Raw genomic sequence first — 14,781 nt, forward strand, 5'->3', positions numbered from 1 at the left:
GATGTGGGGATCTTGTGACGCTACGTGGCGTCAGGGGCGCCTGATTCACCCGTGACGGGTGGGGTCTCCCGGACCGCGCCGGACCGCGCCGAGCCGTCCCCGGACCGGCCACCACGAGGGGCACGGACGGCACACGGCGCCACCCCGAGGGACGCGGAGGGGCCCCGCCCCGCCGACGGTGCGGCGGGACGGAGCCCTGGTCGGCCGGTGGATCGGCCGCTTCAGCTGCGGGACGCGCCCGTGGTCAGCTGTCCGTCTTGTGGATGCTGAGCCACGTGTTCGGCAGCTCGTAGGCCTGCAGGCCGGTGAGGACGATGCCGTCCCAGCCCTGGGCGTGGATGTCGGTGGCCGGGGCCTCCGTCATGACCATCAGGCCACGCTCGTCGTAGATCATCTGCTGCATCTGGTCGAGGATCTTCTGGCGGGCGGCCGCGTTCGTCGTGGTGGCCTGCTTGGCGAACAGGGCGTCGTACTTCTTGTTGCAGTAGCCCGTGTCGTTGTAGCCGCCGAGCGCGGCGCAGGTCTGGACGCTGAGGATGAAGCCCGGCTCCGGCGGGAGCGCGATCCAGTCCCAGAAGCCCAGGTCGAACGTGTCGTAGGTGTTGTTCGTGCCGAAGATGTCGGCGAAGTTCGCGGCGGAGTCGATGTACTTCGCCGTGACCTCGATGCCGATCTTGGCCCAGTCCTTCTTGAGGATCGCGAAGGCACGGTCACCCGGGCCACGCATGGTGCTCGGGAAGTTGAACTCGTAGCTCATCTCGTGGCCGTCGGCCATGCGGATGCCGTCCGAGCCCATCGTGTAGCCGGCGTCGTCGAGGATCTTGTTCGCGGCGTCGATGTCGAAGGTCGTGCCCGTGAGCGAGGTGTCGGTGTAGTTGCTCGCCGAGGTGACGGGGCCGACGCCGGTGGAGCCGTAGCCGAGGAAGGCCTGCTCGAGGATCGTCTTGCGGTCGATGGCCATGTCCATCGCCTCGCGGACCTTCGGGTCGAGCAGCTCGCGGTGCGCCTTCTTGTTGTCGCTGACGTTGACCTCGATCGTGTAGTAGCCGAGCGAGGCGGTGGTGTTCACGACCAGGTTCGAGTCGTCCTCGGCGGCCTCGATGACGTTGGCCGACGGGATGCGCACGCCGTCGATGTCACCGGCGGTCAGCGCGGAGGTCAGCGAGTCGTCCGAGGAGTAGTACTGGACGCCGTAGCCGGCGATCTTCGGCCCGGTGCCCCAGTAGTCGGGGTTGGCCGAGGTGAGCACGAAGTCGGTGCTCCAGGACTCCAGGTCGAACGGACCGGCCGTCACGGTGTCGTCCTGGTTGGTGAAGCTCAGCAGCTTCGAGCCGTCGCCGGTGGCGTACTTCTTGTACACGTGCTCGGGCAGGATGAAGAACGAGTAGGCCATGTTGCCCAGGGCGTCGGCCTGCGGGCTGCTGAAGTCGACCTCGAGCTCGGTGTCGGAGAGGGCCTTGGCCCCGGAGACGCCGGCGATGTAGGACGCCGCGGTGGCGGTGGCGCCGTCGGAGTACTTCAGCAGGGTCTTGATGGTCCAGGCGGCGTCCTCGGCGGTGAGGGCCTCACCGTCGGACCAGGTGGCGCCGTCGGCGAGCTCGAAGGTGAGCGTCTTCTTGTCCTTCGACCAGGTCCAGCTCTGCGCCAGGGCCGGCGCGGGCTCGAGGTTCTCGTCGTAGGTCACCAGCTGGGGGTAGATGGTGCGCCAGAGCATGAGGTCGAAGCCGTTGCCCGCCATCAGCGGGTTCAGGGACGACGCCTGCTCGGTGGTGCCGAGCTTGAAGATGTCGCTCGTCGCGGACGAGCTGGACGAGCCGCCCGAACAGGCGGCGAGGACGACGGCCAGCACGGTCGCGAGCGCGACAGCGATGACCCGGTGGAGACTTCGGTAGTTCCTCATGCGGGGGCTCCCTCAGTGCGGTGTCGGATGCTGTTGGCAGGGACATGCGGTGCGAGGCCACCGAGAGCCTCCACCACCACGCAGGCCGCGCGGTGGTCGTGCTGCCCGGCGGGGGTCAGGGCCGGATCGATCTCCGAGCACCTGTCCTCCGCGATCGGGCAGCGGTTGGCGAAGCGGCAGCCCGAGGGGACCGACGCCGCGTCCGGGACCTCGCCGCGCAGCACGATGCGCTCACGAGGGGCAAGGGGGTCAGGCACGGGCGTCACGGAGACGAGCGCCTGGGTGTAGGGGTGGTGCGGGTGGGCGATGACCTCGGCGGCCGGGCCCTCCTCGACGATCCGCCCGAGGTACATGACGGCGATCCGGTCCGCGAAGTCGGCGACCGTCGCCAGGTCGTGGGTGACGACCACGATCGCCACGCCGCGCCGGCGCTGCTCGTCCAGGACGTCGAGCACGCCCTTGCGGACGGTCATGTCCAGCATCGAGACCGGCTCGTCGGCGAAGAGCACCTTCGGGTCCGAGACCAGCGCCGAGGCGATGGCCACGCGCTGACGCTGACCGCCGGAGAGCTGGTGCGGGAACCGCTTCTCGAAGCGCTCGAGCGGGGTCACGTGCGCCTCGGTCATGGCCTCGCGGGCCTTGGCCAGGCGGGCCTTGCGGCTGCCCTTGCGCCGGATGTCGAGCGCCTCCCGGACCGTCTGGACGACCCGGAAGCGGGGGTCCAGGGACTCGTAGGGGTCCTGGTGGATGAGCTGCATGTCCTGCAGCATCGAGACCGGCCGGGCGCGGGTGAGGTCCACCTCGTGCCCGTTGATGAGGACGTCGCCGCCGAGGGTGGCGGCGCCGATCTCGCTCAGGCCGAGCAGCGCCTTGACGATCGTCGACTTCCCCGAGCCGGACTCGCCGACGATGGCGAGGATCTCGCCCGGGTCGACGTGCAGGTCGACCCCGTCGACCGCCCGGACGTACCGGCGCTCACGGCGGCGCAGGACGTCGCCGAGGCTCCGGGAGACCGGGAACCGGACCGAGAGGCCGTTGGCCTCCACCGCGTGCTGACGCTTCATCACTGCACCGCCTTCTCGGCCTCGGGCGCGGTGCCCTGGGCCGTGTCCTGGTCCGTGTCCTGGGCCGTCGACCCGTCCGCACCGCGCGACCACGCGGCCGCGTTGAACAGCTCGCGGGTGTAGTCGTTCTGCGGCCGGTGGTAGAGGTCCACCACGCTGCCCATCTCGACGATGCGGCCCTGGTAGACCACCGCGGCCTCGTCGCAGAAGTCGCCGACCAGTCCCAGGTCGTGGGTGACGAAGACGATCGTCAGGCCCATCTCCTCGGCCAGCGACTCGAGCAGCTCGAGGATCTGCGCCTGCACCATGGCGTCGAGCGCCGTGGTGGCCTCGTCGGCCAGCAGGATGGTCGGCCGCGCGGCGAGCGCCATGGCGATCGCGGCGCGCTGCTTCATGCCGCCGGAGAACTCGTGCGGGTAGCGCTTGAGCCGCGAGCGCGGGATGCCGACGCGCTCGAAGAGGTCGCCCGCGCGCTGCTTGGCCTCGGCGGAGCTGACCGGGCCGGCCCGGCGGACGGCCTCGACCAGCTGCCACTCCATCGTGCGGACCGGGTTGAAGGCGTTCATGGCGCCCTGCGGGATCCAGGCGATGTCGCGCCACAGGTGCTTGCGGAAGCCCTCGGCACCGCCGGCCAGCATGTCCTCGCCGCCGAGCTCGATGCGCCCCGAGACGGTGGCGTTGGGCGCCGAGAGACCGAGCAGCGACATGAGCAGCGTCGTCTTGCCGGAGCCCGACTCGCCCACGATGCCGAGCTTGCGGCCGCGACGGATGTCGAGGTCGACGCTGTGCAGGGCATGGAACTCCTCGCCGGCGGGCAGCGAGAAGACGACGTCGAGGTCGCGGACGCGGAGCACCGCGTCGTCCGCCTCGTGCTTGCCCGTCGTGGCGACCGGCTTCGGCTCGGGGGTCGGGCCCACGGTGAAGTCGCCGGGGTTCATGTAGGAGACCGCGAGGCGGGGGTTGAGCACCCGCTCCACGTGCCGGCCGACGAGCGAGCAGGCGAGGACGACGACGCCGACGCACAGGCCCGGGGGCACGATCGCCCACCAGGCGCCCTGCGTGGTCGCGCCGCGGCGGAAGGCGATGTCGATCATCTGGCCCCACGAGCTGCCGCCCGGGATGCCGAGGCCGAGGAAGGACATGGCGGTGTCGGCGAAGATCGCCGTCGCGATGGCCAGGACGCTCGAGGAGATGATGAGCGGCAGGACCTGCGGGAGGATGTGCCGCACCAGCACGCGGCCGTGGCCGGCGCCCATGCCGCGGGCCCGGGCGACGAACAGCCGGTGCCGCAGGCTGAGGACGGGGGCCCGGACGACGCGGGCCGTGTTGGCCCACAGCAGCATGCCGATGATGAGGATCGTCGCCGAGAGGCTCGCGCCGTGGATCGTCGCCACGACGATCGCCAGCGGGATGAACGGGATCACGATGACGTAGTCGGTGATGCGCATCAGCACGCCCTCGACCCAGCCGCCGAAGTAGCCGGCCGTGACGCCGACGACCATGCCGACGACGCCGGAGACGAGCGCGGCGGCGAGACCGATGAGCATCGACTGCTGCGTGCCGTAGAGCAGCTGGGAGAAGACGTCCTGGCCGCCGTCGTCCAGGCCGAGCCAGTGCTCGGCGGACGGGGCGCCGAAGAGGTCGCCGACGGTGGTGTCGGCCGGGTACGGGGCGAAGACGCCGGCGAACAGCGCCACGGCGCCGAACACGACCAGCAGGGCGACGCCGACGATGAGGCCCGCGTTCTCCTTGGCGAGCGCGAGGACCCGACGGGCACCGACGGTCTTCTTCACCGGCGAGGTGCCGGCAGTGGTGTCAGCCACGGTGGACCTACTTTCGGATGCGCGGGTCGAGGCGGAAGTACAGGAGGTCCGCCAGGAGGTTCAGGACGATCACCGACACCGTCATCACCAGGAAGATCCCCTGGAGGAGCGGGTAGTCGCGGTTGTTGATCGCCTGGTAGGTGCCCCACCCGATGCCGGGCCACGAGAACACCGTCTCCACCAGGACCGCGCCGCCGACCACGGTGCCGAGCGTCAGCGCGATGACCGTGATGGTCGGCAGCATGGCGTTCGGGGCGATGTGCCGGCGCAGGATCGTGAACTTGCTCAGGCCCTTGGCGCGGGCGGTGAGCACGTAGTCCTCGCCGAAGGTGTCGAGCACGGCGGTGCGCACGAGGAGCACGTAGGAGCCGGCGGTCGAGAGCAACAGCGTGATCGACGGCAGGATCATGTGGCGCAGGTAGTCCGCGACCGTCTCCCACAGCGTCGGGTTCATCATCTCCATGTACGGGTCGGAGATGCCCGAGGTCGGCAGGACGCCCGTGAACCAGAGGACGAGCATCATGCCCATCCACTGGACCGGCAGGGCGAAGACGACGAGGGCGACCAGGACGGTCGCGCCGTCGGTCGGGGTGCCCTTGCGCCAGGCGGCGAGGAAGCCGAGCAGCGTGCCGATGAGGATCGCGATGATCGTGGAGAGACCCACCATCGGGACCGTGTTGGCCAGCAGGTCGAGGATCTTGCCGGAGACGCCCGTCTTGTACTGGTAGGAGTACCCGAGGTTCCCGTGCAGCAGCTGCCAGAGGTACGTGACGTACTGGCCGCCGAGGGACTTGTCGAGGCCGAACTCGGCCCGCAGCTGCTCCTGGAAGGCCTTCGTCGCGCCCGGCACGCGGGCGAAGTTGCTGACGTAGTCGCCCGGGAGCAGGCGGAAGAGGAAGAAGTTGACGGTGGCGGCGACCCAGACGGTCACCAGGGCGCCGAGCAGGCGCCGGGCCAGGTAGCTACCCCAGCGCACGTGCGTCCACCCCCGTCGGTGCGTTCGTGGTGCAGGACATCTGCAGTTCCTCTCTCAGCGCGCGCCGTGGGCGCGCAGCAGGTCCCGGTAGTGCACGAGCTCGGTCACGACGTCGATGTCCGCGAGGTAGTCCTCGTCGTCGCGCCAGACGCACTCGAGCCGGAAGAACCCGTCGTAGCCCGCGTCGACGAGGGCGGAGACGAGCAGGTCGTAGTCGATGGTGGAGTCCTCGAAGCGCGTCTGCGCCATGCCCTTCGCCCCGCCACGGACGTGCACGTGGCCGGCGAGCGGGATGAGCCGGAGGATCTCGGCGTCGGTGTTGCCCAGGTAGGCGTAGTTCGTGGGGTCGAGGGCGATCTTGAGGCCCGGGACCTCCTCGCCCAGCCGCAGGCACTCGTCGATCGTCTCGAAGACGGAGCCGACGTGGGTCTCGGCGACGAAGCGGACGCCGCGGCGGGCGGCCTCCTCGTGCCGGCGGGCGTGGGCCTCCACCGCGCGGTCGAAGGACGCCTCGCGCGGCTCGTCGAAGAACGCGCCGGCCGGCACCGAGATGAGCTCGGCGCCGGTGCGCTCCGCCAGCTCCAGGCCGCGCAGGAAGATGTCCCAGGCCGCGTCGCGCTGCTCGGCGTCCGGGTGGTTGACGGCCATGTTCTGGCCGCCGGCCCCGGCGTGACCGGGGATCTCCACCATCGAGGGGCAGACGTCGACGGAGGCCACCGAGACGCCGGCGGCCCGGGTCGCGACGTTGACCCGCTCCGCCAGCGCCGGCACGTCCCGCAGGTCGGCGAACTGGAGCTGGGTGCGGCCGTCGTGCAGGCAGAGGTCGACGTGGTCGACCCCGAGGGCGGGGATCAGCGGCAGGTGCGCCTCCCAGCCGGGGACGGTCCGGAAGCTCTGGTCCGGGATCGCGATCTTCATGCGGGTCTCCTGTCGTACGTGCCCCGGGCGGGGCGCCGCGGCCTGCGCGCGGGGCGGCGGGCCGCTCCGCAGACGCTCGTCCGCGGTCCATCAGGGGGAGGGGGCGGCTCAGCCGCGTGGGGGCACCGAGTGCTCGGCGTCACTGGCGAGCATTCTCGGTGGCCCCGGGGTCGTCGGAGCCGAGAGGTCGGTCACGCAAGCAGCTCCGTACGCCATCCGGGCGTGGCCGCGCGGTTCCGGGCACGGTTCCGGGCGCCGGGGCCGGCGATCCGGGCGTCCACCGCCAGGATCACCTGGACCCCGGCCAGCCGGACCCAGGGGCCGAACTCGTCGAGGACCTCCTCGACGAGCTCGGCGGCCCGCAGGTCCCGCAGGGTGGCGAGCACGTCCTCGGGCTCGACCCCGCGTTCCTCGGCCAGGGCCTCGACGATGTCCGTCACGTAGCCGGGCGCCTCCCGCGTCATCGACAGGAGGGTCCAGCCCAGCGAGTCCGGGGCGAGGGCCTCGACCCGGCCCCGGACCCGGGACGCGCTGGTCCCGGTCTGCTCGTCGTGCTCGGTCATCGTGGTCACCCGGTGCCTCAGTGGCAGCTCTCGCCGTCGGCGGCGGCACCATGGTTGGTGCCGTCGTGACCCACGGCCAGGCCGCCACCGCCGGAGCAGGTGCCACCCATGGGGTCCGGGACGTCGAGGGCGGGGTTCTGGTCGAAGAAGCCGACCGGCTTCATCGTGAACCCGGTGTACTCGACCGGCATGACCGGCCAGTCCTCCGGCCGCGTGATGTGCGTGGCGCCGAAGGTGTGCCACAGGACGACGTCCTCGCCGTCGAGGCTGCGGTCCTGCGCGACGTACTCCGGCAGGCCGGCGCCGCCCTGGTGCTGGTTCGGGTACAGGCCGGCGGCGTACTTCTCCTCGCTGTCGAACTGCGTGACCCACAGGTGCTTGGTCGCGAAGGCGGCGCGGGCGCGGATCGAGGAGCCCTCCTTCATCAGCAGCGTCGGCGCCGCGTGGGGCACGAGCTTGTAGGAGGTGTTCTTGCCGTAGGCGTTGGTCTCGGTGGCGCTGGAGACCTTCCAGTAGCGGCCCACGCTCGGGTCGGCCAGGCGGGCCGACTCCGACTCGGAGCCGATGAGGGTGGTCTTGAGCTGGAACGCGTTGCCGAACGGGTTGGTCTCGCTGATCTCCTCGGCGAAGACCTCGAGCTCCTCGACGCGGTTGGCGGCGCCGTCCACGTTCATGTCGAGGCGGGCGCAGAACAGGTGCTGGTGGAAGGGCGCCACCAGGCCCGGGGCCACCCGGGCGGCGTAGGGGATCTCGATGTCGTCGGCCTGGGCGTTGGCGAAGACGATGCCGGTCAGCTTGGCCTCGAACTGGATCGTGCCGTCCTGGTAGAGGTACCAGAAGTAGCCGTAGTCGTAGTTGCCGATCGCGGCGAAGAACGAGACGACCAGGCGGCGCGAGCGGCGGGTGGCGGCGACGTCGTTGTAGCCCTCGACGTGCTTCCACAGGACGCCGTAGTCCTCCTCGTGCATGCAGATGACGTTCCGCATGACCTCGGGGTGGCCCTGCTCGTCGGCCACGGTGGCGTCGAAGTAGGTGATGTCGCCGACGCAGTCGCAGCCGAGGGTGAGCGAGGTCGCCAGGCGGCCGAGGTTGTACTCGCCGGCGTCGAAGTAGTTGATGAACGACCGCATCGGGTGCGGGTCGCCGTAGGGCACGACCATCTCCGAGATCGAGCCGCGGAACATGATGGGGCGGCGCTTGCCGGCGTCGGTGAAGGCGAGGTCGTGCATGACCAGGCCCTCGCGGATGTCGAAGCCGATCCGGAAGTCCCAGTTCTGCCACGTCACGTGTCGGCCGTCGACCGAGAAGCTCGGGCCCTCGGGCTGGGTGATGACCAGCGGCTTGAGGTCGTCGCGGAACTCGCCGTCCTTGCCGTTGGTGAAGATGCCCTTGCCGGGGGGCAGCGGCGCGCTGCCGTAGTCCGAGAGGTCCACGACGGTGCGGGTGGCGATGTCGACCGTGGCGACGACGCCCTCGACGGGGCGGGCCCACGGGTTGTCCTCGGGCGCCTCGCGATACAGCGTGATCGCCTTCCACACGCGGCGGCCGGTCTCGAACTCGTGGCCGAAGTTGCCGGCGGTCATGCCGGTGACCACGACGTGCGTGGTGTCGACGCCGCGGGCGGCCATGGCGGCCTGCCAGCGCTCGTCGGCCTTGACGATCTCGTCGATCGCCATGAACTCGCTCATCACCATGCCGGGCTGGCCGTACGGGGCGACGGAGGTGTCGGTGCCGCGGGTGAAGTCCACCCGGCGGTGGGTCACCGAGACGATGTACTCGGTGCCGGTCTGGGCCTGGATGTCCAGGATGACGATGAAGACGCGGCGGTCGAGCTCGCCCTCCCCCGCGTCGAACGCCGCGACGTCCGCCTTGAGGGGCTCCTGGAGCTGGACGAGACCGAAGAGCTTCTCCGGACCGAGGAGGCCCGCCTCGTCCAGGATCGTGCGCGCGGACTCGATCTCCTCGGCGGTGAGGGGGTCGAGCGGGTGCGCCGCGGTGCTGAGCGCGGGCATGTTGTGCTTGGTGTCGGACACGGGTCAGCCTTTCGAGCAGGGGCCGGGGAGCACGGCGGGGGCCGGGCTCGGCGGGAGGGGCCGCGGCGCTGCCGCCACGAGGACGCGCCGGGGACGGCGGACGTCCGGAGCGCGTCCGGGGGCCGACGACGATCGGCGGCCCCCGTCGGCGTCAGGAGATGCTGGTGTAGGTGGGCTGGACGATCTCGGGCTCGTCCTCGAGGAGGAAGTGCGGGTTGACCATGAGGCCGTCGACCTCGACCCAGCCCATGTAGTTCTCGCCGGAGTCCCAGCCGAGGAGCCGCTGGACGGGCTCGGGCAGCGCGCGGATCTGCTCGTCGGTCAGGGAGAGGTACATGTTCTCCTCCTGACGCAGGTTCGAGAGGTCGTAGCTCATGGTGATGCCGATGCGGACGTCGTCCTCGGAGACGTTCGCGCCGCCGCCGTGGTAGACCGAGCCGGTCCAGATGAGGGCGGAGCCCTTCTTCATCGTGGCCGGGACCGCCTCCTCGACCTTGGGGCCGCGCTCGTCGTCCCACACCTGGGAGCCCGGGATCACCATGGTGGCGCCGTTCTCCTCGGTGAAGTCGGTGCCGGCCAGCATGATCTGCAGGCGGCCCTCGCGGCCGTAGTCGGGGTGGCGCCACATGAACGCGGAGTCGTCGCGGTGCAGCGGCTGGGCCTTCTGGCCGGGCTGGATCTCGATGGCCTGCGTCATGCCGATCTGGATGCCGGGGGCGACGGTCATGCGCATCTCGCCGTACCACATCTGGATGGGCTTCTCGAGGATCGCGCGGGCGACGTCGTGGTAGAGGGGGTGCATCGCGACGTCGACCATCTTCGGGCAGCGACCGAACAGGCGCGACGCCCGACGGGTGCTCGTGCCGGTCAGCTCGTTCTCGATGCCGTTCTTGGCGAGCGCCAGAGCGCCCTTGATCTCGCCGAGCAGGACCTCCATGGCCTCTGCGTCGAGGAAATCGTCGATGATGACTCCGCCATCAGCGTTGATGACAGCGACGACGTCCTCCACGGTGCTGTTTCCGGGAAGGTGCTTGATACCGCTCATGCTTCGGCCATCCGTTTCGGGTGCGCTCTGGTAGGACAGGTAGAAACTGTACGGACGTACAGTTTCGCACAGATTTCGCGGCCGTGACGGCTGAGGACCAAATTCCTGAAAGGACGGGCCGAGTGACCACCGAGTCCGGGCACAAGCGCCGGCATCGAGGCGAGGGCCGCCAGGCGCTGATCGATGCGACCATCCGCACCGTGAGCACGAAGGGCCTGGCGCGACTGAGCTACCGCTCCGTCGCCGCCGAGGCCGGCGTGGGGCACACGCTGGCCCAGCACCACTTCGGCACCATCGACGCCCTGCTGGCCGAGACGCACGAGTACTGCACCGAGGTCTCGATCGCCCAGGTCGAGTCGAACGTCGGCGAGACCGACGTGGAGGCCTACGTCCACTCCCTCGTAGATGCGGCCCTCGAGTCCCCTGACCTGCAGGTCTTCATGTACGAGCTGAACCTGCAGTCCAGGCTCTCCCCCGCCGTGGCCGAGCGCACCGCCACCCTCTACGCCACCTACGAGGACGCCGTGGTGGAGGCGCTCTCCCGCCTCGGCGTCACCATCCGGCCGGGCACGGGGACGATGGTCGTGGCCATGCTGGACGGGATCATCTACCAGGCCGTGTCCATGCCGGGCCAGAAGTCCCGCGAGCTCAGCAAGGCGATCTCCCTGCTGGCCTCCCTGCTCACGACCGCCTGAGGTCCGTCCGGCCGGCCGCCAGGGACGAAGGTCCGTACCAGAAGGACTCCTGTAACGCCATCGAAACTGTACGTCCGTACAGTCCACCGATGTGCGCGAGGCGCGCACCCCGGCGACGCACCGCGGCGGCCGGGCCCCACGTCAGCAGGAGCCCCACCATGAGCGAGATCCTCAACCTCGGTCGCATGACCTTCGACGCCTCGAACGCCGACGCGGTCAAGGAGCTGTTCTCGGAGTGCATCTCCATCGCCCGCGCCAAGGACACCGGCACCCTCCAGTACGACCTCTTCTACAACGCCGCCGGCACCGAGGCGGTCGTGGTCGAGCGCTACGAGGACTCCGCCGCCCTCCTCCAGCACTGGGAGAACATCGGCGAGGAGCTGATGGACAAGATCCTCGCCCTCGTCACCTACGACGGTGAGACCCTCGGCCCGATCAGCCCCGAGCTCCTCGAGGGCCTCGGCGGTGACGAGGCCCGCGCCTTCGCCCCCACCCTCACCTTCTGATGGACACCGTCATGGTGGTCATGCTCGTGGCCACCGCCGTCTCCACGCTCGCGTGCTGGTCGCCGACCCTGCGCGCCGGGCTGCGTGCCCAGGTCGTCATGGGCGCGATGGCCGTCATGATGGTGCTCCACGTGCTCGGCGGCCGGGTCCCCACCTGGACCGTCGTGGCCGCGGCCGTCGTCGTGGCCGGCGGCTCCGTGGTCGAGCTGGCGCTCGCCCTGCGCGGGCGGGCGCCGCAGCACGCCCCGGCGCAGGCCCGGCACCGCGCGGTCGGCGGGCTCGTGATGAGCGCGCTGGTCCTCGTCCACACCTCCGCCGGCACGTCCATGCCGGGCATGAGCGGGATGGACGGCGGGGACGGCACGGGCTCGATGGGCTCGATGGACGCCGCCGACCACGGCGTCCTGGGCGTGCTCACCGCGCTGGTGACCATCGCGTCCGTCACCTACGTGCTCTGGACCCTCTCCCTGCCGTGGACCTCGAGCCGCCGGCACGAGGAGCGGGCCGCCTGGCGCGGCACCACCCTCGGGCACGTCGAGCACCTCGCCATGGCCGTCGGGGTCGTGGCGATGCTCGCCATGGCCTGAGGCCGCCCACCCTTCCGCCGGCACCTCTTCCCCGGCACCTCTCCCCGACCCGCCCACCTGCCCGCCCACCTGCCAGGAGCAGACATGACCACTCCCCCGATCACCGCCCCCGAGAGCTTCGCCTCCTACGAGGAGAAGCGCGCCTGGGTCACCGCGACCTGGGACGCCCTCGAGCCGCAGTACCAGGACCTCTACTGGGTCGTCGCCACCATGCGGGTCAAGCCCGGCTCCGAGGAGCACGTCGCGAAGGTGTTCGCCGACATCATCGAACCCTCGCGCGCCGAGGAGGGCTGCCTCCGCTTCGAGTGCTACCCCTGCTACGACGACCCGCGCACCTGGATCTTCATCGACCTCTGGCGCTCGGAGGCCGACCACGAGGCCCACCTCGAGACCCCGCACCTGAAGTGGGCGCTGGCGGCCATCGAGGGCCACATGGAGGACTGAGCGTCCCCGCTCGGCCCGCACCACCGATCGACACCGTTCACGAAGGAGTGAGCATGCGCTACCTGTCCCACGAGCTGTCCCCGCAGACCCCGGTCTTCGGCGACAACCGGTCCGTCGTCGTCGAGGTCGACACCGACTTCACCACCGGGCCGTACCTCCAGCACTGGCTGGAGACGTGCAACCACAACGGCACGCACGTCGACGTCCCGAGCCACTTCCACGAGGGCTCGCTGACGCTGTCGGACCTGCCGGCGAGCACCTGGACGTTCCTGCGACCGGCCCTGGTGGACCTGCCGCTGGCCGACGACCACGTGCTGTCCGAGGCCGACGTCGAGGCCGTCGTGGCCCAGGTCCCCGAGGACGCCGACGCCCTGCTGCTGCGCACCGGCTTCGGCGCCTGCCGGGCCGGTGACCCCGTCCGGTACCTCACCGCCAACCCGGGCGGCTCGGCCGCCGCGGCCGCGGCCCTGCGCCGGCTCCGCCCGGCCCTGCGGGCGGTCTTCTGCGACATCCCGTCCTACAGCGCGAAGAAGGCCGTGCCGGACGGGGTCGCGTGGCACCAGGTGGCGCTGGCCCCGGACGAGTCCGGGGCGTTCCTCCTCCTGTTCGAGGACGTCGACCTGCCGGCCGACCTGGAGGCGCCGGCCGCCGTGGTCGCGCCGCCGCTGCGGCTGGCCGGCCTCGACGGGGCGCAGGTGACGATCCTGGCCTACGCGCCGGGCGAGCTCGGCTGAGGCGGCACTGGCCCCACCAGCACGACGCAGGAGCCCGCCGGGTCGACGACCGGGCGGGCTCCTGTGCGTCCTGCCCAGCCCCGCGGCAGTGCAGCTCGGGAGGGGGGGAAGCTCAGCGACCGGGCGTCGTCCGCCGCAGCGTCACGATCGCCCACCCGGCCGCGGCCAGGAGCAGCAGGTCGAGGCCGGCCACGCCCCAGCGTCCGCCCCACTCCCAGGCCGTGCCGCCCAGGTTCCCGAACACCGAGGAGCCCAGGTAGTAGGAGCACAGGTAGAAGGCCGCGGCCTGGCTGGGGCTCGCGCCGATCACGTGGGCGCGCGTGGCGACCCACCCGCTGGCGAGGCCGTGCATGACGAAGAAGCCCATCGCCAGGCAGGCCAGCCCGACCACCACGACCGGCAGGGGCGTGGCGGCCACGAGGAGCACGCCCACGACGGCCAGCGCCAGGCCGACGGGCACCACGGCGTCCCGGCCGCGGCGGTCGGCCCCGCGCCCGGCGAGGGTCGAGCTCACCGTCCCCAGGGCGTAGACGAGGTAGAGGACGCTGATCGTGCCCAGCGACAGGTGGTACGGCGCCTCCACCAGCCGGAACCCGAGGGCGTTGAACGTCCCGATGAGGGCGCCCATGGCGGTGGCCCCGAGCAGGTAGAGCGCGCGCAGGCGGCGGTCGGCGAGCGCGGCACGCGAGAGCGCGAGGAGCCGGCGCCGGTCCAGCGGCGTGGGGACGAAGCGGCGACTGTCGGGGAGCAGCAGGACGACGACCAGCGCGCAGAGCGCGGAGAAGGCGGCGGCCGTGAGCATGCCGCCTCGCCAGCCGACCAGCTCGGCGACCGGGGCCGTGACCAGCCGTCCGGCCATCCCGCCCAGCGCGGTGCCGCCGATGTAGAGGCCGGCGGCGCGGGCCTGCGCCGAGTGGTGCAGCTCCTCGCGCAGGTACGCGGTGGCGACGGCGGGCAGCCCGGCCAGCGCGACGCCCTGGAGCAGCCGGAGCGCGAGCAGCCAGTGCCAGCTCGGGACGCAGGCGCACAGCACCGCGACGACCACCGCGACCCACAGGCTCGTGCGGATGATCCGCGTCCGGCCCAGGGCCTCGGAGGCGGGGCCCGCGACGAGCAGCGCGGCGGCCAGGCCGAGGGTCGCCAGCGACATGGCCAGGGTGGCCGCCGACGTCCCGACGCCGAAGTCGTCGCGCAGGGCCGGGAGCACCGCCTGCACGTCGTAGAGGAGGACGAAGGTCGCGATGCCCGCGGCGAACATCGCCACCATCGTCCGGCGGTACTCCGGGGAGCCGGGCAGGTGGCCCTCGGGCAGCGCGGGCAGCTCGGGGGCGGCGGGCGCCGCCAGGGCGACCGCGCGCGGAGCGGCGCTCGGCAGGCGGTGCGGGGCGGCGGGCGGGGCGGCGTCGGGGTCGGTGCGCACGCAGCCAGGTTCCGCACGCCGGCTCCATGCGTCCAATGCGAATGGAGGCGGTCAGCCATGCGTGGCGCGTATG

14 protein-coding genes are annotated in these 14,781 nt (G+C 71.2%); 5 read left to right on the forward strand and 9 right to left on the reverse strand.

Features of this window, described 5'->3' with window-relative positions; genetic code table 11:
- Window positions 1-244: 244 nt before the first annotated feature.
- From E8D37_RS15445 to E8D37_RS15480, 8 genes are all read right to left on the reverse strand, one after another.
- Window positions 245-1,900: an ABC transporter substrate-binding protein gene (locus E8D37_RS15445; RefSeq protein WP_136570722.1), complete on the reverse strand. Its 1,656-nt coding sequence runs from the start codon at window positions 1,898-1,900 to the stop codon at window positions 245-247.
- Window positions 1,897-2,964, reverse strand: a complete 1,068-nt coding sequence (locus E8D37_RS15450) for an ABC transporter ATP-binding protein (RefSeq protein WP_136570723.1) — start codon at window positions 2,962-2,964, stop codon at window positions 1,897-1,899. Before E8D37_RS15450 ends, E8D37_RS15445 begins: the two co-directional genes overlap by 4 nt.
- The gene (locus E8D37_RS15455) at window positions 2,964-4,787 is read right to left on the reverse strand and encodes a dipeptide/oligopeptide/nickel ABC transporter permease/ATP-binding protein (protein WP_136570724.1); all 1,824 of its coding nucleotides are present in this window, start codon (window positions 4,785-4,787) and stop codon (window positions 2,964-2,966) included. The genes E8D37_RS15450 and E8D37_RS15455 overlap by 1 nt, the downstream gene beginning before the upstream one ends.
- Window positions 4,788-4,794: 7 nt before the next feature.
- Window positions 4,795-5,763, reverse strand: coding sequence for an ABC transporter permease (locus tag E8D37_RS15460; RefSeq protein WP_136570725.1), 969 nt, complete (start codon window positions 5,761-5,763; stop codon window positions 4,795-4,797).
- 54 nt (window positions 5,764-5,817) lie between these two features.
- Window positions 5,818-6,681, reverse strand: coding sequence for a sugar phosphate isomerase/epimerase family protein (locus E8D37_RS15465; RefSeq protein WP_136570726.1), 864 nt, complete (start codon window positions 6,679-6,681; stop codon window positions 5,818-5,820).
- Between the two features lie 191 nt (window positions 6,682-6,872).
- A complete protein-coding gene (locus E8D37_RS15470) occupies window positions 6,873-7,244 on the reverse strand; it encodes a hypothetical protein (RefSeq protein ID WP_136570727.1) in 372 nt (123 codons plus the stop codon).
- 17 nt (window positions 7,245-7,261) lie between these two features.
- Window positions 7,262-9,277, reverse strand: coding sequence for a primary-amine oxidase (locus tag E8D37_RS15475; RefSeq protein WP_240770482.1), 2,016 nt, complete (start codon window positions 9,275-9,277; stop codon window positions 7,262-7,264).
- Between the two features lie 151 nt (window positions 9,278-9,428).
- Window positions 9,429-10,322, reverse strand: a complete 894-nt coding sequence (locus E8D37_RS15480) for a phytanoyl-CoA dioxygenase family protein (RefSeq protein ID WP_136570728.1) — start codon at window positions 10,320-10,322, stop codon at window positions 9,429-9,431.
- A 122-nt stretch (window positions 10,323-10,444) separates the two neighbouring features.
- Between E8D37_RS15480 and E8D37_RS15485 the strand changes: the two genes are divergently transcribed.
- From E8D37_RS15485 to E8D37_RS15505, 5 genes are all read left to right on the forward strand, one after another.
- A complete protein-coding gene (locus tag E8D37_RS15485) occupies window positions 10,445-11,017 on the forward strand; it encodes a TetR family transcriptional regulator (RefSeq protein WP_136570729.1) in 573 nt (190 codons plus the stop codon).
- A gap of 158 nt (window positions 11,018-11,175) precedes the next feature.
- Entirely contained in the window at window positions 11,176-11,523 is a 348-nt protein-coding gene (locus E8D37_RS15490; protein WP_136570730.1) for an antibiotic biosynthesis monooxygenase, read from the forward strand.
- The gene (locus E8D37_RS15495; RefSeq protein WP_136570731.1) at window positions 11,523-12,110 is read left to right on the forward strand and encodes a hypothetical protein; all 588 of its coding nucleotides are present in this window, start codon (window positions 11,523-11,525) and stop codon (window positions 12,108-12,110) included. Before E8D37_RS15490 ends, E8D37_RS15495 begins: the two co-directional genes overlap by 1 nt.
- An 84-nt stretch (window positions 12,111-12,194) precedes the next feature.
- The gene (locus E8D37_RS15500; protein ID WP_136570732.1) at window positions 12,195-12,554 is read left to right on the forward strand and encodes a putative quinol monooxygenase; all 360 of its coding nucleotides are present in this window, start codon (window positions 12,195-12,197) and stop codon (window positions 12,552-12,554) included.
- A 53-nt stretch (window positions 12,555-12,607) separates the two neighbouring features.
- On the forward strand, window positions 12,608-13,288 hold the full coding sequence (locus E8D37_RS15505; RefSeq protein WP_136570733.1) for a cyclase family protein: 681 nt from the start codon (window positions 12,608-12,610) through the stop codon (window positions 13,286-13,288).
- Between the two features lie 112 nt (window positions 13,289-13,400).
- Here the strand turns inward: E8D37_RS15505 and E8D37_RS15510 are convergent, their stop codons facing one another.
- Window positions 13,401-14,708, reverse strand: coding sequence for an MFS transporter (locus E8D37_RS15510; RefSeq protein WP_206055782.1), 1,308 nt, complete (start codon window positions 14,706-14,708; stop codon window positions 13,401-13,403).
- Window positions 14,709-14,781: the final 73 nt, after the last annotated feature.

The sequence above is a fragment of the Nocardioides sp. GY 10127 genome (assembly GCF_004919085.1).
Lineage (GTDB): Bacteria > Actinomycetota > Actinomycetes > Propionibacteriales > Nocardioidaceae > Nocardioides.